Raw genomic sequence first — 19,208 nt, 5'->3', positions numbered from 1 at the left:
TTAGACTTCGATCGATTCAGAGATCTCTAATGCATCATCGACTTCAATGCCCAGATAACGGACTGTGCTTTCCAGTTTCTTATGGCCCAACAGAAGTTGGATCACCCGGAGATTCTTGGTTTTCTTGTAGATTAGGTAAGGTTTTGTTCTTCTCATGGAATGTGTGCTGTAAAGCGAATCTTCGAGACCAAGCTTTTCTACCCATCCATGAAAAATTCGGTTGTATTGCCGGGTTGATATGGGCTGGTTAGTTCCGACTCGAGACCGAAACAAGAAGTCTTTACTATGCAAATTGCCAAGCTTTATCAATGCAGCAACAGCTTCTCTTGTCCCTTTGGTTATCTCAAATTGCACAGGGCTACCGGTTTTCTGTTGCAACACCGTAGCTCTGCTTGAAACAGAGCTACCATATGCAACATCAGATACTTTGAGTTTGACCAGATCACAGCCTCGTAGCTTACTGTCCAAGGCCATATTGAACAGAGCTAAATCGCGCGTTTTACCTTCTAGTTCAAGTCGGATTCGTATCCCCCAGATATGAGATATCTGAAGTGGTCTTTTTTGGCCGATGATACGGTCTTTGTTCCACGGTGACGTGTTCATACTCAAATCTCCTGCAATGTGGGAGATTTGAGTATGGTTGTCCCTAATGAGCGAACTGCGGACATCGACAATGCTCCCCACAACTAACGGAAGCATTACTAACATTACGATGTGTTCATTAGTGGGAGTAGGTTTGACTGTGGGCCAAACATTAATACAGGGGGACATTCTTGCTGCCATAACATCCATTTGCCTCAATGACGATCTAAAAGATGTTTTACGCGGAGCGAAACCTACGATTGGCAGAAACTTGATATAGCTCTACAAATGAGTGTTCTAGATTATTGCTCCGCAATAAAAACTTGAAGCATTAAAGCAAGAGAATAAAGTACTAATGCTGCAGAAGTTAGGTGGTAAGCACTGAAATTTGATGTTTTAAGTGGGGGGGGGACATGGAGTTGACAAAGGAATCTGCATATCAAGCGATTGCAGAGTTTTTTACTGAGAAGCCGTTTGTTTTATTTGGCACAGGAACTTCATGTGCACTTGATCTAAATTTTGGGATGCCAGCATTAGAGCGCCACCTTCGAGCCGAGTTGACCAGTGGTATGACGGATACCCAGGAACAACAATGGCAGCAAGTTATCTCTGCACTTGATGGGGGTAGCCATGATTTTGAATCTGCTATGGACTTCATCAAGGATGAGGCTCTGACCACTCGAATAGTCGAGCTAACTGCAAGCTTTGTTGCGCATCATGATAACATTCACGCCCATCAAATTATTTCAGGATTACGCGATTGGCCTGCTGGTTCACTACTGAAAAAGCTCGTTGAGACTCTGCCACAGGCCGATAAACAACTTCACGTCGCAACGCCTAATTACGATTTATTAGCTGAGTACGCCTTTATTCGACATAAGATTCCATATATTACGGGGTTTTATGGCGGCTTTCTTCAACGTTATGACTGGAGTGAAGCAAAAAAAGCAGTTCAATCTATTCATAAAGGCTTAGGCAAGCCGAGACAACCATCAAGAATCGTTGAATGTAAACATGTTCGACTACACAAACCACATGGTTCATTAAATACGTTTGAATGGGAAAATCACCTTATTGAGTGTAATAGCTGGATTCTCAACAAACCTGAAGGCGTTGTGCGAGCGATGATCACTCCTGGCACAGCCAAATATCAGCGATTGCATAAAGACAGGGCCCAGTTGGCTGAATATGATAATGCTGTTGGAAACCATACCTGTTTTCTGTTTTTAGGATTTGGCTTTAACGATTCCCAACTTGTAAATAACGCATTTAGACAAAAACTCGAACAAGATCAGTGCCGTGCGTTGGTTATTACTCGGGATTCAAACTCAAGAGTCGAGGAATGGTTAGATAAATGCCCAAATATGTGGCTTATCTGCAAACAGACAAATTCAGATAAAAGCAGAATCTACAATTCAAAGTTTGAAAACTGGCTGCATTTAGATGACAAGGAATTATGGCGTTTTGACGCTTTCGCTAACGAGTTTTTAGGGGGGTAATATGGCTCTTTTTACTTTAAATGACGACAGCTACATACTTGGCAATATTCGTGAGGTAGACACCAGAAAAGTAACCATACTTGTAAATAGTGACAAGGATCTGCGTAAGGCCAGAGTTGGACAACTTGTAACAGTGCAACTAAGCGGAGCAACAGAATGTTGGCTCATTGGCATGATTGATAAAGTAATCAAAGCAGTAGTTGCTCAGCCCCTTACCCAGGAAGTGCAAGAAGATGATGCGGACGAGATAGACGCATTTGAAGATAGTGTTATCAACACAGTCAAGATTACGTTAATGGGCGGGACCCGATGGGACGCAATTGAGCAAAAGTATAAGTTTTCAAGGTCTCTAGATCACGTCCCGGAAATCGACTCAACCTGTTACGTACTTAAAGACGCCCACCTCGAAGAATTCATGCGTGTGATTTCTGAATGTGGCGATGGAGAGCACTCACTGGAACTGGGCTCTTATAAGCTCAATGAAAATGCACGCGCTTATGTTGATGGCAATAAATTGTTCCAGCGGCATGCCGCTCTACTTGGTAGTACGGGAGCTGGTAAATCATGGACGGTTGCTTCGATTCTGGAAAGGAGCTCGAAACTGCCATCTTCAAACCTCGTTGTATTCGACTTGCACGGTGAGTACAAAGAACTTTCCTATGCCAAACAAATGAGAATACCAGGGCCGGATGAGGTTGATACAGATGATGACTCACTCCTCTTCCTACCTTATTGGTTGCTCAATTCGGAAGAGATTCAGTCATTATTCGTTGACCGAAGTGAGTTCAGTGCACATAACCAAGTTGTGGTTGTGCAAGATGCGATTACAGAGCAAAAGAAATCTTTCCTACTAGCGAATGAACGAACCGATCTGTTGCAGTCTTTTACACTTGACAGTCCAATTCCCTTTTCTCTCGATAATGTCATTGAAAAGTTAAGGTTTTTAAATGAAGAAAGGGTTCCGGGGGCGCAAGCTGGAAAGGAAAAAAATGGCCCTTTTAACGGTGAGTTTTCTAGATTGCTAGTCCGTATGGCTAGTCGCTTGCAAGATCGACGTTATGGATTTCTTTTCAATAGTCCGGAAAAATACAATCAGTACAGTTCGTTGAGTATGATTGCAGAAAAGCTGATGGGTTTTGGTATTCAAAAAAAGAGTATTAAAGTAATCGACTTCTCAGAAGTTCCGGCCGATATACTACCAGTAATCATTGGGTTGGTTGCCCGTATCATTTATCAAGTTCAATTCTGGACTGATCCGACAGATCGCAGACCAATTGCATTTGTCTGTGATGAAGCTCACCTATACTTGCCAAGAAAAGAAGGCAATCCAGTTGAACGCAGAGCCGTTGAAGCATTTGAAAAAATCGCTAAAGAGGGCCGGAAATATGGCGTTGCATTAATGATTGTAAGCCAAAGACCTTCAGATGTAAGTACCACTATTCTGAGTCAGTGTAACAACATTATTTCACTGCGTTTAACAAATGCGGATGACCAGGCAACTGTACGAAAATTACTGCCAGAAAGCTTAGAGAGCCTATTGGAGGCATTACCCATCATGGATGTCGGGGAAGCTATGGTTGTCGGTGACTCAGTACTTCTACCAAGCAGAATTAAAGTTGACCCTCCAACAGAAAAACCGTTAAGTGCAACAATAGATTTTTGGTCTCGTTGGCAGGAGAACGTTACCAATGCAGACTTTGTATTGGCTGTAGAAAACATGCGTCGACAAAATAGAACGAAGTTATAACCAGAAACAGCCCCTCAGGCGAGGGGCATAAGCAGGTCAGGTTTGTTCAACCTCGTTTTCGGATGGAGTTGTATCCCTAAAAAATAACAAACTATGATAGGTATCCTGCTACTCGTTGATTAATACATCGTGATATCAGCAATGTCCGCTCCTGGCACGCAGCGGACAAGCTAACCAAGCCGAGGTCCGCTGTGAGCGAAGAGCGGAAGTTCACTGTTGCAGGAAGCATTACAAACATTGCAGTGTGTTAATCAAGGAGGAGTGGGTCACCGGAGAAATATCAATTTGCTACAACAAAGAGATCGATCACTCGCGGTGGTTGCTTTAAATGTAATCTAAATCATGTGCCAGAAATCATCTAAAAGTAGATGATGTGTTTTTTGTGATATTTAAAATTTCTTACAGTTTTCGGTATGGAACTTCGGAACTATTTATATAGAGGCAGTAGTTTTGTTCATTCTGGCATTTTCGCACTTTTCGGGTAGTGATATCTGCGAACAATTTGAGTGAAGCTACTGATAGATCTTGATTTGCAATAGGGCCAACGGTGATGGACATAAGTGAAGAAGAGTTTATATCAAGTGCTATATATGGAATTAATAAATCGCCCTTGACTCTGAATTTTATGGCTGGGTCACTATTTTTGCATGCAATAACCAATCTGGTTTCACTTTCGCTATCAAAAGCAACATTCTTAAATGAAAGCGCATAAATTTCTATTAACTCCATAAGCCATAGAGACATAAGATTCATGTTTTCTCCCTTCCATTTCTTTAAAAGCTCAGGAATTATATTCTCTTTAACAATAGACATTGCGCATTGGAGAGCCTCATTGGTATTTCGGGTGTAATGGCATTTTAGACGATAAAAATCGTCTTCGCTTAGATTCGATGAAATGAAATCCTGTTCAAATGCTAGCATGAACATGCCATAACTACGCCATTGGCTTAATGAATCAGGCGTATCACTGAAAGATGCAACAAATAAATTTTCAACAGCTAATGGAGATTTAAAATCAGCTAGGCGAATATAGTTTTTAGTCTTATTAAAGTTCTCAATAAAATCGATGGGGCATTCAGGCGGATATTCTTCGTGTAATTCAACAGCCTTACGTAAGAATTCCAATCCAGTAATGAATTCTTGCTTATCATTAAGATAACGACACTCGGTGAACCAGACTGTGCCATTCTCAGCGATGGATTTAGCCGCTATCAAATCTGTATAGTGATATATCATGTCTGTTTTCCGTTTGTTTTAAACCCCAGAGGGGAAGATTTACTCATTGTGACTAGTATAAATTGCTGACTCACTAAGCAGATAGAACTTTCTTGACCTACCACCCGTTGATGAAGTTACCAACATCTGCTTCTGGCACAGGCCGTGTGAAAACCCTGACCAAAAAACTGAAGTATGGGCGTCTGCGTAGAATCTGAAATCAGTTGGCTGGTTAGCCAGAGTCAAAATTCATGTAGCAACACGATTTCAGCTCTGTTTTTGGTCGTTTCGGCAATCAAAACGTTTTCACACAGCTTGGGTAAGACGCCGACAGGCTGACGATCCGTTAGGTCTGCAAAGAGCGAGGAGCGGACAACAATGTCAGCTAGTGGTTAGACGTGATATATCATAGAGGAGATCACCTAGAATCGATGAAAAGGACTCTCCATCCACATTCACATTGATATTTTTATCATTGAAAATATATTGAAGCGTCACTGTGCAAAGAGCTTCAATTAACTGATCATTTCCGACGGGGTAACGTTCAGTATTATAATGAATGCGCTCATATGCATTTGGGTGAGTGTTTTGTGAAGAGTCCTTAGTGTTAACTTCCAAACTTTGTATACAAAGCACAGCCGCAACAATTCCAAGTGTGCGTTTCTTTAACTCAGGAGAAGAGTGAGGGATGCCGTCTAATATCCAATCAGTAGCATGCAAATCTGCTTGACGCTCTTCTTGAATCGAGAAGGCTGTAGTTACTAGAGGATGTTGCAAAACAACATGAGCTATTTCATGATGAATAATCCAAGCAATTGCGCAAAGAAAAATTTCGGTAGCAACTTTCGAGTCTTCGCTTCCTTGAGAATGTGCTTCTGGCTTGGGCTCTTTTTCAGGCCATGTTTCTAAGCCTGTTGTTTGCAGGTTTATTTTTGCCCAAGCGAGCAGTTCATTAGAGCATCTAAGTCTATCATTTCCTGCTAAGTCAAAGTTTTCATCATTATTTTTCTGAGTCTTAGAGTATTCTTGCGTAAAAACCCAAAAAAAATGGGAAAAAGCCCAAAGATATTCAAGGGATGCTACTGGTAGAACTATCTTGTGATGTACATCTCCCTCGATTTTTGTGACTCGGATGTTAAAGTTAGGTTCGTTTACAAAGGAAATTATAATATTATTATCACCGATGAGTTTATTAAGGTCATGTTTTTTCTCTGGTGCAATATTGAATGGAGACGAATTAATTGCTGAGGAAAGATGACAAATGGGAGAACGCATTATTTTAACCTCTATATAATTAGCTTGTAATGTTTATGAAATGTATGATGAACGTTCAATATAGCATGTGTATTTATTCATTAAGATGAGTGTGGAGTCCGCTTCTGGTACGAAACGGACCACCTGACACACTGCAATGTCTGCGACGAGCGAGATGCGGAAGTTGGCAGTTGTTCTCACAACCGATGAAGGCATCACTTAAATTCCGGTGCCTTAATCAACGGGGAGCAGGTCATAAGTTTTCTCTCAGGATAAGTTTTGCCATCGAACGCAGGGAAAGAGCATATATCAGATACTAAAGAACTCAATTGCTTCTGCAATGTTATACATCATCTGCTTATCACCGCCTGATGCAAAAGGCCAGAAAGCATAGCATTACGTGTGTTAGCCGGTATGACGCAGGGGCTGAGTATTCCACGCGACTGCGGATATCCATCCCAGTGAACGCCGAGTTCTTTAGTGCCGCCGTTGTATTCGTTCTTATGGTCATAGTGACCATATATTAATACCATCCCATCGTCTTCATGGAATGATTTAATATTTTTCCAATACGAAATCATGTTCATTTTATTTCCTCTAGTCGTAATGAGTTAAGTTAGGCTACCATACCCTGATTGATATTAGTATTTATATTCTTGATGGCAGACCAATACATATTCTCGAAGCTATTATCCATTAATTTAATTATAATGACTTCGACATTAAATGCTTCAAGTAACCCTTTTTTCTCATCGCTAATATCATGGGTGTAAAAATATATTTTGTTATTTATTGTTGCCTCAGATGAAAAACGAGCGCGTTTGTTTAGCAACCACCAAATGTCAGTTTCGCTGTAGTCTAATGAAAAACCGATAATGTGGACATTGCTTGAGAAAAAGAGATCAACCCAGGAAGTGTGGCAAAACGAAGAGTCACTAATTTTGTCTAGCATGGACTTAACAGTAACGTCAGCACCATTAATCTTATGTGAGTACTTACCTTTAACATATGCATCGATTTTGCTCACTGAACCACAGTAATGATCCAACCCAAGCATGATGGATCTAGGGTTATCTATTTCACCGTGTATATTCCAGAGAAACTTTGTATCGTTCTCTGACTCGTACATCCTCTTTCTTCGCAGGCTGTAGATATCCTCAGAACTAAGTTTAACTGGTGAGATGTTAAGCGCCTTTTCGAGGGAGTAGTCGTAATTAGTAGTAAGATAATGCTCAATGGGCAATGATGCTAACGCCTTAAGAACCTCATTTGATCCCTGCTTGCGCAGTCCGTTAGCTATAACATTTTTTATTTCAAACTCATCATTTTTTTCGCTTGTATCTGGTGCATGTTTTTCCAGAAATATTCGTTCATACACCATAGTGTTTGGCAGTTGCCCACTCTCGAATTTGTTGATACCTTTTATATTATCCAGCAAATCACTCCAAGTGACGTTATTTTCAGAAAGTCTGTTTATTCCATTACCAAAAAAAATAGTGTTTTCCATATGCGCCATTTATTTTCAGCCAGTTAACTCTGTTATTAAATTTTATATTTTAAAAAATAATCTTGATCCACGATCATTGCTGTTCATTAGTATCGTGAAGAGCTCAAGTGCTCGTTCATAATCAATTTTATGTTTTCCGTGCGGTGTCGCCTCGATGAATTCCCGCATCTCCTGTGGAGAAAACGAGAAATTTTTCGGCAATTTAAGCATCCTCTTTACTGTGCCATCCGCGGAATTACACTGATCACAGATGAGTGTCTCAGGAAACCGAGGCACTCCTAGACTCATGTAGTCAACAGAATGGTCGTGGTGTTTGTGTAACGCTGCAACCCAGTCCATAAAAGCGTCCTGTGTGTTCGGGAATCTGAGGGTCCATCTCATGATCTGAAATTTGCTTCGTCCACACCCAGGGCAACTCCAGTCGTCTCCCGTTGCTTTCCATAGTCTATGGTAATGGAGTCCAGTATGGTTCCGGTAATCTTCGTATGAAGGTGTTTTGTTCATTATTATTTCACTGGTGCTCCACATTCACGGCACTTATGCGGTTGGGTTGCCATTCAGGATGGCTGGAACATCATTTTAATCTATAGGTCATAGCATGTCATCTGAGCACCGATATGACCGATCCGAATCAGTCTTAAATCATCATCCAGATTGGTCGTACACTGGATGGCGTCGTTAAAAACGGGCCTCTTCTCCATCAGGTGCAAACCCCAAGAACTTAAGTGACGGATGTTTCCGGGCAAGGATTTGTCAGAGATCAATAATTCGCATTCCACTAGCTAGGGGAAATTTTCACGCTCAGAGCGCATAGGGTACGGCAAGGGCATTTCTGCTGGTTTCACAGTGGTAAAACATCCAAACTATCACATCCGTATTGGGCATGCTTACAAAGGCAACTGCCTTTCGTGTTTCCGCCATGCCCATGCAAGAATCATGGTATTAATAATTATCACAACCGCAGATAGATGGCTATCAATCCATTTCGTTCACTGCGTAACGGACCTGTTATCAATTGATTAATACAGGCTGAGGTCAGCAACGTCCGCTCTTGGCACGGAGCGGACAGATAGTAAAGCCACCAAGCACCTTGAACAGCGTCGTCTGATGCTGCAATGGTGGGCTAATTTTCTGAATGCTAACAGCAACGGTCTGGTTAGGCTGTTTGACAGAATCAGAACGGTGGCAAGGAACGGTATTCCGGTTCCATTTAAGGCCAGATGTTTCTGTTCCGCACTATCGACGAACTTGAACAGGCTCCCGTCAGCCACGATTAAAGGCATGCCTGTTTAACAGCATAGAAAGAAACGTCAGAACCCGTCGATGAGGAAGTCTATGCAGCCTTTACCTGAGAACGGTACTGCGAAGCATCACAAAACGCCGCCCCCAGGGCCTGGACAGGGATACTTGCCAGCTCGTGGGTCATTACGGCGTATTCTTTGCCGTCCATCAGCCTGACGACGGGGACAAGGCGATCCGGTCGGCGGCCTGCCGGATACTTTTCAATAGGGAGCAATGGGATCACTATCCGACGATTCAATTGCCCAATAATATCGCTCGTGACATCGAGCAACAGCGGGTAAACGACGCTTTTCCCAGTATTACCGTATACGGTGAATTGCATGGTTAAAACGTCCTGTATTCATCACTGAAACAGCCGTTTTCATCATGAAAACGATTTAATGCGTCGATAGCCTCCCTGTTCTCTTCCTGCCATTTTTTCGCTTCATGACGGCGAAGCTCCGCATCCAAGGCGGTTGACAGAGTAGCACTCAGGTTAATCCCCGCTTCACACGCCCGGACCAGTAAGGCACGCTCCACCGTCATGGTCACGCTCTGCGTATTGCGCTGTTTCGCGGTCATGGTTTCTCTTCCGTATGAAATACGTGCACATTACACGGCATAATACACTTACCATAACACCAAAAACAGGTTCTGCTACCGTTGCAGTCCTGCAAACTTCACAGTCAGTCGTCATACCTGAGCCGTCGTTTACAGCAATCACCGATGTACAAACGTCGTTTACGGGATGCGCGGACTCTTTGCCGCCCGCACCCGCAGCCTGCGAATTTTCCGGGCATATTATGTCCAGAAAATTCGCAGGGAAATTTAAACATCTCTCACCTTCCCTGCCCCGCAATAAGCTTAAAGCCGCACTCCTTTGCGGCTTATCATCTCCGACTCAAATCTTATCCATCAGATAACGATGCGCTTTTGAGGCAGCGCTGGCCGCTTTGAAAACATAGCGCTTATCGTTTTTCAGCGCCTGGAGCCATGAGGCAATATAGCTTTCATGCTGCACCTCTCCAATAATCCCCAAATCCGCCATCAGAAAAGCACTTCCCAGCTCAGCCACTAATTCTTCCTCCGCATAATCTGCACTGCCAAATTTCCCTTTCATTTCACGGTTAAGTCGTTTTTTACCACCGCTCCAGTGAACCAGCTCATGCAAGCCAGTAGCGTAGAAATTAGCTGCATCTGAAAACAGATGGCGCTCCGGTAGCCAGACTTCATCAGTTGAGGGGCGGAAAAAGGCGTTTTGTCCTTTCTCAATGATGTTTGCGCCGCTCTTCTGGAACAGATTTTCAGCCTCCGGCAACGGGTCAAAGGTTGCTTCCGGGCTGACTGTTTCAGTTGTCAGAGACAAGCCGTCAATTTGTTCAACATTGAACACGTTGAAAGTTTTCAGCATCGGGATCTGGTCGATTTCGCCGTCTTTGTTTTCCTTCTCTAAGGTTGTATAGAAAATGGCTGTTGTGCCGTGTTCGCCTTTGCGAACCTGCCCGCCTACTGCCTGCGCCTGTTTGTAGGTCATCCAGCGTGGATCACCGAAGCCCTGTTCTGACGCACTGCACCACAACAGCATGATATTCATTCCGCTATACGCAATACCGGTTGCAAAGTTGGAAGGTAAACCAGACATGCCCGGCACTCGCTGCCACGGACACGTCCAGGGCTTCACGCCAGCTTCCAGCGCGGTGATGATGCTGTCGGTGACTGTCTGATAAATATCTGTTTTGGTTTTAGAAAATTTCGTTTTTGAGGAGCCTGACGGGTCCAGCGGGGATACGCTGGTCGCCGCTGAGGTGTTAGGGGCGCTAGTTTGGGTATGCAGGGAAATGGTCATGGTTTTTTCTCCGTCAGTGGTGTGATTTTCGTCTTCGTATCGCCTGACGGTTCGCTTTCCCGGCATCGTTCTGTACTGCAAGGGCGCAGAATGCGTGCCATTTACCCTTGCTGGACGGGTTGTGTTGGGAAACGATTAGCCGGAAGCTGATACGAGAACGGAAGTCACACGGAGAAAAAACTGACACTGCATAGTCGGGCGTAGCGCCCCTTAGGCCACAGCGGTGAAATGGGTTTGGGTTTGGGTTTGGGTTTGGGGTTTGGGCGAATGATTTTAGTTCTTCGTGATAAACGTAGATAAATGGTCATCAGTGCCGATTAAGACGGGAGCGTTTACGCCGCTAAGGTCTATTTCGCATCAACTCCATCGTGCAGATAGTCACTTAAAATGTCAGGGGTTATAATCCCAAAAGCCTATCTGAATCTAAGGATAAATTTCAATGTCAGACAGCTTGCTTGTTCGAGCCAGTAGGGATGGAGATCAATTTCACTATCTTTGGGCTGCCCGCCGAGCCCTCCGATTGTTAGACCCTAAAGCGTCTTTAACTGCAATTACCATTGAAGGCGCTTCGACAGCGGAAATGGGATCACAACCGTCGGTGGAGGAAGGCGAAGAGATCATTGATATTGCCGAATACTATGGCAGTAATGAGTTCGAGCAAGCGACTACTGTCAGATATATGCAATTGAAGCATTCAACATTACATGCTGAAACAGCATGGCCCCCTAGCGGATTACAGAAAACGATAGAAGGATTCGCTAAACGCTATAAAGAACTTTTGCAGCGATTTCCTACTGAATCCTTTCATACTAAGCTGGAATTATGGTTTGTCACTAACCGCCCAGTCAGTACTAGTTTCAGTGAAGCGATTACAGATATGGCAAATCAACACCTTCCTCGCCATCCAGACGATCTTGCTAAACTTAAAAAATTCACAGGTCTGGAAGATCAAGAGTTGGTGTCCTTTTGCCAAATGCTTCGCATTGAAGAACGACAGGATGGTTACTGGGAACAGCGAAATATTCTCCTGAGAGAATCTAACGGATATCTCCCTGATCTTGACACCCAAGCCCCGCTGAATCTAAAAGAACTTATTACCCGGAAGGCGTTATCAGAAAGTGCATCAGATCCAGCGATTACCAGAATGGATGTTTTACGTGCGTTAGGGGTAGACGAAACAGATCTATTCCCCGCACCTTGCCTGATAGAGAAAATTGAAAATGTGATACCTCGAATACAAGAGATTTCACTCGTCAAAAATATTGTTGAGTCTATGGACTCACCTATCATCGTTCATGCCGACGCAGGTGTCGGCAAATCAATTTTCTCAACCCGCATTCATCAACACTTGCCTGAGGGGTCAGTCAGTATTCTGTATGACTGCTTTGGTAATGGACAATATCGTAATGCTTCGGCCTATCGTCATCACCACCGAACCGCATTAGTGCAGATTGCCAATGAGATAGCCTCACATGGCCTATGTCATCCTTTAATTCCGAACACCAATACTGACATTTCTCACTATATGCGTGCATTTATGCATCGTATTTCTCAGGGAATTTCCACGCTTCGAGCGTCACACCCTGAGGCTATATTGTGCATTATTGTTGATGCCGCAGATAATGCACAAATGGCTGCAGACGAAATCAACGAGTCACGTTCATTTATAAGAGATTTACTCAGAGAGAATATTCCCGCAGGAGTTTGTATTGTTGCACTATGCAGACCACATAGGCAGAGCCTGCTTGATCCACGCCCCGGCACACCCAGCCTGACGTTACAACCTTTCGACCGTAACGAAACTGCCGCACACCTGCGTGGAATATTCCCGGATGCAAATGAGCAGGATGTGGATGAATTCCATAGGCTAAGCTCTCATAACCCCAGAGTTCAGGCATTGTCACTTTCGCGACGTTTATCACTGCCAGAAACATTGAGATTATTAGGTCCTAATCCCAAAACGGTGGAAGATACTATCGGAGAAGTACTCGAAGCCGCCATCGGCCAGTTGAAAGATGCTACTGGGCATACAGAACGTACGCAGATCGATTTTATTTGTGCAGCACTGGCTGTACTTCGCCCACTCATTCCCATCGCTATTTTGTCTGCCATCGCCGAAATTGATGAATCCGCAATAAAAAGTTTTGTGTTGGATCTTGGGCGGCCGTTAATCGTCAATGGGGATACTATCCAGTTCTTTGATGAACCCGCTGAAACTTGGTTTCAGGAACGATATCGCCCTAAAGAAAAAGAGCTTCGTCAGTTTATTGCCCGTCTGACGCCCTTAACAAAAAACAGTGCCTACGCTGCGTCAGTATTACCACCGTTAATGCTTGAGGCTGGGCAATTTTCGGAACTCGTCACTCTGGCAATGACATCACAAGGGTTGCCAGAAACGAGTCCTATCGAACGTCGTGATGTTGAATTTCAAAGACTGCAATTTGCCCTGAAAGCAGCCTTACGCCTTGAGAAGTATCAGGATGCTGCAATACTTGCGCTTAAAGCAGGTGGAGAAAGTGCTGGCGACAGCAGACAGCGAAAATTATTGCAGGATAATCTTGATCTGACTGCAAAATTTATGGACAACCACAGTGTCCAGGAGCTTATCTCACGTCGTGCCTTTTCTGATACTGGTTGGGTTGGATCACAAAACGTCTACAACTCTGCACTTTTATCGGAATTTCCTGAGCTCTCTGGTGACGCCCGTAGCCGACTGCGTATTGCTCTGGAATGGTTAGATAACTGGAGTTTATTAAACGATGATGAACGCAGCAGAGAAAACGTAACCGCTCAGGATATAGCTGTTATGGCTATCGCCTATCTCAATATTCATGGTGCAGATGAAGCGGCAAGAAGCCTTCGCCAATGGCGACCTCGGGAATTATCTTTCGATGCCGGCATAATCATTGCCAAACAACTACTGGATCATGGCCGTTATACAGAGCTGAACCAGTTAGCTATTGCGGCAGGAAATGATCTTGGATTAATTTTGGCTATTATATTGATTTCCAGAAAATTCCATTACCAATTACCTGAACAATCTATAAAGAGAGGCTACCGTTTATTAGCTAGCTCTCATCTGAAAATAAAAATCAGATACTCATTTGATAATCAGACAATAGCAGCAATAACCAGCATCATTGAAATGGCGCTACAGCTTAATGTCTGTAATGACAACGAAGCCATAACACTTTTAAACCGCTACTTACCCCAATTCGCTCCGAATTCCCTGTCCTCTGAACACAGTAAAGAACGTGTGCAATATATACGAATGTATGCGCTACGCGCCACATTAACTAATTCACCATTAAGTTTGAGTGATATTGCATCTGAAAAAGTCATTGAAGAGATAAACGCTCAAAGAAAGCATAGTGAATCACAGGGGCTTCGCGAACTAAAGAAATATAGTGGTGTGTTAATTCCTTGGTATAACTTATGGGCTAAAGCTCTTTTAGGGAAAGTATCCAAGGCTGAGTTAGATAATCAACTCGCTGATGCAAAAAAGTTATCAGCGGAAATAAAAGGGTATTCATACTCGGAACATTCCTCTAGTAGTGATGAAATAGCTAATATCTGGTTCGATATTTTATCTGAAGTCGGAGATATTAGCTGTGCTGATATCGAAGAAATCATTGCATGGTATCAACATAAAGACAATCGGGTCTTTACACCGACATTGCACAGATTTTCCCGTCTTTGCTCGCAGATAACTGGGCTTGAAAAATTTTCATTTATCTTCGCGCAACATGCACTATCTTTGTGGAAGGATAACCACACTGACGCACAAACCAAAGCTGAGAACTATATCGATATAGCTAGATCGCTTATTTTACTCGATAAGTCCGAAGCTCAAGAATATTTTAACCTCGCTATTGAGGTCACCAATAAACTCGGTGATGAAAATCTGGAACGATGGGGAGCATTACTTGATCTGGCGGAATACATTGCCGACAAAAACATAGCATCACCAGAAATTGCCTATAAATTTTCACGCTGTGCCGAAGTAACTCGAGAATATGTTGATCGTGATAAACATTTTGCATGGAATGATACGATCAAAGCGTTGTCTGAATTGTGCCCATCTTCCACTCTGACCATCATTAGCCGTTGGCGAGATCGTACGTTTGGCGATCACCGAAATATACTGGCGCTAACGATAGAACAACTAGTAAAGAAAAATAAAATCAATCCACTTGATGCAACAGCATTAATCCCTTTCCGGGAAGCGTGGGACGAAGATAAGTTGTTGATAGCTGCTTTACCTTTATGTAAAAATAATCAGGACAAACAAACGATTTTTCAATGGGTTTATAATTACATCAAATTCACCTCACCTCGTTCAGAAAAATTAGCACGAATTAAAACCATTGCTTTATACATCGGAATAGATCCTACTGCTCTTAACATATACATTTCAGCTGAAGATCAGTCCAGATCAGATTTGGAATCAACAAGCGACCACGCCACCGAAATTGACGAAAAATCTAAAGCAGCATGGGATAGAGTTTTCAGTATGTGTGATTTATCTACATCCCAAGGGATTTCTATCGCATACCAGAATTTCAGTTGTGAACCTGACTTATATTCAACGATGTTGTTCATTCAAGAGGCAATAACTCGTATTAATTTTGGCAAAGAAAAAGACTTTATTATCGCTTTTGGTAACTTATCTGAGATCAGCCTTTATAGTTTCACTACTTTTCTTGAATCCATCCCTATGGAATGGACATCCCGGTTAAGCATAAAAACAGCTATTGCTTCAGTAGCCAAGAGTTACTGCCAGCGGTTCGGTATGCTTATCAGAAAGTATCGCTACTACGAAGTATTCCCTTTCAAGCTTGCCAGCGAACTATCCGGACTCAATGAAGAAGAGTTAATCAGTATTGTTCTAAATGCGACATCTCAATCACCAGAACCATCAGATTCACGACAGTTGTTTGGCCTTGTCGGGCTATTGGTTGATAGATTGACCCCAGAAGAAGCATTAAATGTTCTGTCTTATGGACTGGACTTATTCAATGAAGTATTGAAAGAGGAAGATGGTGATGGCCCATGGGGACCTACATTAATTCCCCCAACTCAGATAGAGGATTCTCTTGCGGGGTATATATGGGCCAGGCTAGCGTCGCCAGAATCAACCGTTCGCTGGGAAGCCGCTCATGCAGTTCTTATGCTTTGTAGACTAGAACGTTCCGAAGTGCTTCAAGGAATATTTCAACATGCAGAAAATTGCTCGACGCAGCCTTTTTGCGATCGCAATCTTCCTTTCTATACCCTTCACGCTCAATTATGGTTATTAATTGCTGTTGCACGTGCCGCACAAGATGACGGAAAAGCATTGATACCCTATACCGATTATTTTTATCGCTACGCCAAAAGTGAACAGCCACATGTATTAATACGTCTTTTTGCCGCCAGAACCCTGCTCGCACTTAGTGAAGCCAAGTTGATATCTATAACCAATCAAGAAAGGGACAAACTTTGCAACATAAACCAGTCAACATATGACTCTACAGTGGGCCAATCTGAAAGCCTAATAGGCGAAGATTCGTACACTTTTGGTATCGATTTTGGCCCATATTGGCTGGAACCTTTAGGCCGCTGTTTTGGAGTATCTCAAAAAAAGCTTGAACCTGAAATGTTACGTATTATTCGCAATGACTTTGGTTTCAAAGGAAGCCGTAACTGGAAAGAAGATGAGCGTAGTAAACGACGCTACTATCAAGACAGAGATAATCATCACAGCCATGGTTCCTATCCACGTGTTGATGATTACCATTTTTATCTCTCCTATCATGCAATGTTCATGTGCGCTGGAAAGCTACTAGCGACCAAACCTCTGGTTGATAGTCGTTACGACGAAGTAGAAGATGTTTTTCAGGACTGGCTCAAAAGACATGATATTTCACGCCGCGATGGCCGTTGGCTCGTTGATCGGCGAGATCCGCAACCCGAGATCAGACCAAGCTGGATTAATGATACTTCTGGTAATCTCAATGAATGGCTGGGATCTATTTCAGAAAACATTTTTGACAAAGCATTAAGTCCCGCAGCTGGATTGCTGACCGTATGGGGGCACTGGTCAGAGAATCGTACTGATCGAAGAGAATCAGTTTCCGTTTATACGGCCTTAGTTTCACCTGAAAGATCATTCTCTTTACTCCGGGCACTACAAACTGCCGAAAATGTATATGACTATAAAATTCCCAGTGCTGGTGAGGATATGGAAATTGATCATATGTCCTATCAATTAAAGGGATGGATTAAAGACATCAGTGAATATAAAGGCATTGATAAACACGACCCATGGGCTGGTGATGTGACATTCCCGTTACCTAAGCCAGCGCCGTTTATCGTTGAAGCCATGAAATTAACTACGGATAAAGACCAGCGAGTATGGCATACCACTCATAGCACCGAACCAGAAATGATCTCCAGTATCTGGGGTAACCTAGCAGAAAAAAATGAAGACGAAAAACCAAATGGTCATAAACTTTGCGCCTCTGTAGATTTTATCAAAAACGTGCTAACTACATTAAACATGGATCTCATTATAGAGGTTGATGTAAATCGCTACTCGCGGAGTGACAGATATGGGCGGAGTAATGAAAATGAGCTCGAGAATATCCCCTCAAGTACCAGAATCTTCCTCGTTAAACATGACGGAACCTTCCGAACGCTACACGGCAATTATACAACTGGGGAAAAAGCTGGTTGAAGAACTTGAGTTAAACAATTCTGTTGATACGTTAGGCCGTTGGATGGCTCACCATATTGCAGAACTGATTTACGACGCAGAAAATACCAAGAATGAAACTATGCGCATCGCGAAACAGCTGGAGATCAGGGACTCTGTTTGGGCCTTCTGGGCTAAGCGCTACGAATTATCATTTGGCAATAAACCATTTAAAGAGCTAGAACCCATCCTAAGGGCTTTAGAAAGTCTTGATCCTGAAAACCAACAGCCGAGATATTTTTTTCCCAACCTAGGGCTCACGAATAGAGAAAAGGAATCTACGGAAACTCAGAAATGGTTAAAAGTGGCCGAATATATCGATTCGTCTTCAAAAATCCTGATTGATTATTGCCTTTCTTTAGCCGCAGAAAATTCTATTGATAAATCTCAAGAATGGGTGGAACTGGCACAAAAAGCTGGATTAGACGACGACATTGATCTAATTGAATTTCGTATTTTTCAATTACGTGGTAACCCAGCAAACACAACTCATCCCAGCAGGGCGCAACGGCGAGTTCTGGAAAAACGACAAAAAAATCTTGCCGCATTTCTTTCATTGGCCACTCAGTTAGACGAACAACTCAAATCACAACTTGAGGCCCTACCAGTAATTGAAGATGAGCCAGAAAAAGACGGTGACGATGTTTAAGATGACACATTTCTAGTATTCATGCCAATTAAGCAAGCATATTACGCTCTAGCCCAAAACGTTGTGATCTCCCTTAACATTTAGTAAAAGGAGTTATTATGTCAGTATCCAGAATTTTGATAGAGAACAACGGTTCAAATCAGAACAATATAAAGCTCGCCATAAGCAAAACCTATCATCTATGCAAAGATGCAGGACTGCAGCGAATCACATTGTTGTTCCCTGCAAAAGGAACATTTTCTCACTCTGATATTGCAACATTTCTCGGCGAGCTAGCAGTAAAAGCTTTACTAAAAGAGCAAGGATTCAGAACAACAGAAGAAGAGATCAGACAGTTCGCAGTCAATAACGGCTGGGAACCCGTTAGAGCGAAAGAGTTAGCTAGTTTTGCAAAGAAATATATAGGGTAGTTAGTAAAGATTAAAAAGCTAACTCGTTGTATGTTCAGTCCGAGCTAAATTGGTGGTCATTCTGGTGGTCTTGACAGAAAGAGAATTCAGGTTTAGCTTAATTATTAGCCAGTTACTGGCAAAGGCGATCCCAGTCAGAGGAGCCATTTTAAAGGATGTAGACGTCTACGGGCGTCTGCATTTTCCTTTGATATCAATTATCTGCCCCTCTTTTCTTGTCTACTAACGTCCACTGAAAAGTACCCACATCCACCTATTTTGATGGTAGATTTGTTGGTAGCTCTGGTTAGATTTTCCTTATACCAACAAAAAGGAAAGAGAACCTATGTCCCTCACTGATACCAAAGTAAAGAATGCTAAGCCCCTGGATAAGGAATACAAGCTTACAGATGGTTTTGGTATGCACTTGCTTGTTCATCCCAATGGCTCTGTAGTCCCTCCGGTTTTTAGTACCACCGCCAATGAGGATCTCCGGCCACTTT

At 42.9% G+C, this 19,208-nt stretch carries 12 protein-coding genes and 4 pseudogenes; 8 read left to right on the top strand and 8 right to left on the bottom strand.

The features are described 5' to 3' along the window. On the bottom strand, positions 1-603 hold the full coding sequence (locus ACKPVM_RS19235; protein ID WP_039316117.1) for a site-specific integrase: 603 nt from the start codon (positions 601-603) through the stop codon (positions 1-3). 392 nt (positions 604-995) lie between these two features. Here ACKPVM_RS19235 and ACKPVM_RS19230 point away from each other — a divergent pair, with 392 nt between their 5' ends. Together ACKPVM_RS19230 and ACKPVM_RS19225 are read left to right on the top strand one after the other, a co-directional pair. Further along, positions 996-2,081: an SIR2 family protein gene (locus ACKPVM_RS19230; RefSeq protein ID WP_039557644.1), complete on the top strand. Its 1,086-nt coding sequence runs from the start codon at positions 996-998 to the stop codon at positions 2,079-2,081. A 1-nt stretch (position 2,082) separates the two neighbouring features. Continuing rightward, positions 2,083-3,828, top strand: coding sequence for an ATP-binding protein (locus ACKPVM_RS19225; RefSeq protein ID WP_040043037.1), 1,746 nt, complete (start codon positions 2,083-2,085; stop codon positions 3,826-3,828). A gap of 399 nt (positions 3,829-4,227) precedes the next feature. Here the strand turns inward: ACKPVM_RS19225 and ACKPVM_RS19220 are convergent, their stop codons facing one another. From ACKPVM_RS19220 to ACKPVM_RS19205, 4 genes are all read right to left on the bottom strand, one after another. Further along, positions 4,228-5,064 (bottom strand): hypothetical protein, encoded by an 837-nt coding sequence (locus ACKPVM_RS19220; RefSeq protein WP_040043036.1) that lies wholly within the window; start codon positions 5,062-5,064, stop codon positions 4,228-4,230. A gap of 360 nt (positions 5,065-5,424) precedes the next feature. Beyond that, entirely contained in the window at positions 5,425-6,318 is an 894-nt protein-coding gene (locus ACKPVM_RS19215) for a phage exclusion protein Lit family protein (protein WP_040043035.1), read from the bottom strand. A 329-nt stretch (positions 6,319-6,647) separates the two neighbouring features. Then, entirely contained in the window at positions 6,648-6,884 is a 237-nt protein-coding gene (locus ACKPVM_RS19210) for a hypothetical protein (protein WP_205620432.1), read from the bottom strand. A 29-nt stretch (positions 6,885-6,913) separates the two neighbouring features. Continuing rightward, complete coding sequence (locus tag ACKPVM_RS19205) at positions 6,914-7,804, bottom strand: SIR2 family protein (RefSeq protein WP_165576471.1); 891 nt, start codon at positions 7,802-7,804, stop codon at positions 6,914-6,916. Positions 7,805-8,887: 1,083 nt separating this feature from the next. Here ACKPVM_RS19205 and ACKPVM_RS19200 point away from each other — a divergent pair. Then, positions 8,888-8,974, top strand: a pseudogene (locus ACKPVM_RS19200) (mobilization protein mobC); the annotation flags it as partial. Continuing rightward, a pseudogene (locus ACKPVM_RS19195) lies at positions 8,957-9,081 on the top strand (mobilization protein mobC); the annotation flags it as partial. The pseudogenes ACKPVM_RS19200 and ACKPVM_RS19195, both read left to right, overlap by 18 nt. Positions 9,082-9,114: 33 nt before the next feature. Here ACKPVM_RS19195 and ACKPVM_RS19190 read toward each other — a convergent pair. The 3 genes and pseudogenes from ACKPVM_RS19190 to ACKPVM_RS19180 form a co-directional block, all read right to left on the bottom strand. Next, positions 9,115-9,428: pseudogene (locus ACKPVM_RS19190) on the bottom strand (CcdB family protein). 2 nt (positions 9,429-9,430) lie between these two features. Next, positions 9,431-9,667, bottom strand: coding sequence for a type II toxin-antitoxin system CcdA family antitoxin (locus ACKPVM_RS19185; protein WP_040043033.1), 237 nt, complete (start codon positions 9,665-9,667; stop codon positions 9,431-9,433). Between the two features lie 319 nt (positions 9,668-9,986). After that, positions 9,987-10,931 carry an ArdC family protein gene (locus tag ACKPVM_RS19180; protein WP_040043032.1) on the bottom strand — a complete coding sequence of 315 codons (945 nt, stop codon included), beginning with the start codon at positions 10,929-10,931 and terminating at the stop codon, positions 9,987-9,989. 439 nt (positions 10,932-11,370) lie between these two features. On the opposite strand from ACKPVM_RS19180, the gene avs3a reads away from it, so the two are divergent. From avs3a to ACKPVM_RS19160, 4 genes and pseudogenes are all read left to right on the top strand, one after another. After that, positions 11,371-17,649: an AVAST type 3 anti-phage nuclease/ATPase Avs3a gene (gene avs3a / locus ACKPVM_RS19175; protein ID WP_052439301.1), complete on the top strand. Its 6,279-nt coding sequence runs from the start codon at positions 11,371-11,373 to the stop codon at positions 17,647-17,649. Then, a complete protein-coding gene (gene avs3b / locus ACKPVM_RS19170) occupies positions 17,591-18,316 on the top strand; it encodes an AVAST type 3 anti-phage protein Avs3b (protein WP_080768444.1) in 726 nt (241 codons plus the stop codon). Before avs3a ends, avs3b begins: the two co-directional genes overlap by 59 nt. Before the next feature lie 98 nt (positions 18,317-18,414). Beyond that, positions 18,415-18,726 carry a hypothetical protein gene (locus ACKPVM_RS19165; protein ID WP_040043031.1) on the top strand — a complete coding sequence of 104 codons (312 nt, stop codon included), beginning with the start codon at positions 18,415-18,417 and terminating at the stop codon, positions 18,724-18,726. A gap of 325 nt (positions 18,727-19,051) precedes the next feature. Continuing rightward, positions 19,052-19,156, top strand: a pseudogene (locus ACKPVM_RS19160) (Arm DNA-binding domain-containing protein); the annotation flags it as partial. Positions 19,157-19,208: the final 52 nt, after the last annotated feature.

The sequence above is a fragment of the Pectobacterium hainanensis genome (genome assembly GCF_046237015.1).
GTDB lineage: Bacteria > Pseudomonadota > Gammaproteobacteria > Enterobacterales > Enterobacteriaceae > JBJYIN01.
This window is presented reverse-complemented; position numbering and strand designations above follow the sequence as displayed.

Excerpts from the sequence above, each read along its gene's own strand:
- avs3a (WP_052439301.1), top strand. The coding sequence starts at position 11,371 with ATGTCAGACAGCTTGCTTGTTCGAGCCAGTAGGGATGGAGATCAATTT.
- ACKPVM_RS19220 (WP_040043036.1), bottom strand. The coding sequence starts at position 5,064 with ATGATATATCACTATACAGATTTGATAGCGGCTAAATCCATCGCTGAG.
- ACKPVM_RS19215 (WP_040043035.1), bottom strand. The coding sequence starts at position 6,318 with ATGCGTTCTCCCATTTGTCATCTTTCCTCAGCAATTAATTCGTCTCCA.
- ACKPVM_RS19230 (WP_039557644.1), top strand. The coding sequence starts at position 996 with ATGGAGTTGACAAAGGAATCTGCATATCAAGCGATTGCAGAGTTTTTT.
- ACKPVM_RS19225 (WP_040043037.1), top strand. The coding sequence starts at position 2,083 with ATGGCTCTTTTTACTTTAAATGACGACAGCTACATACTTGGCAATATT.
- ACKPVM_RS19235 (WP_039316117.1), bottom strand. The coding sequence starts at position 603 with ATGAACACGTCACCGTGGAACAAAGACCGTATCATCGGCCAAAAAAGA.
- ACKPVM_RS19165 (WP_040043031.1), top strand. The coding sequence starts at position 18,415 with ATGTCAGTATCCAGAATTTTGATAGAGAACAACGGTTCAAATCAGAAC.
- ACKPVM_RS19210 (WP_205620432.1), bottom strand. The coding sequence starts at position 6,884 with ATGAACATGATTTCGTATTGGAAAAATATTAAATCATTCCATGAAGAC.
- ACKPVM_RS19205 (WP_165576471.1), bottom strand. The coding sequence starts at position 7,804 with ATGGAAAACACTATTTTTTTTGGTAATGGAATAAACAGACTTTCTGAA.
- ACKPVM_RS19185 (WP_040043033.1), bottom strand. The coding sequence starts at position 9,667 with ATGACCGCGAAACAGCGCAATACGCAGAGCGTGACCATGACGGTGGAG.
- avs3b (WP_080768444.1), top strand. The coding sequence starts at position 17,591 with ATGACGGAACCTTCCGAACGCTACACGGCAATTATACAACTGGGGAAA.
- ACKPVM_RS19180 (WP_040043032.1), bottom strand. The coding sequence starts at position 10,931 with ATGACCATTTCCCTGCATACCCAAACTAGCGCCCCTAACACCTCAGCG.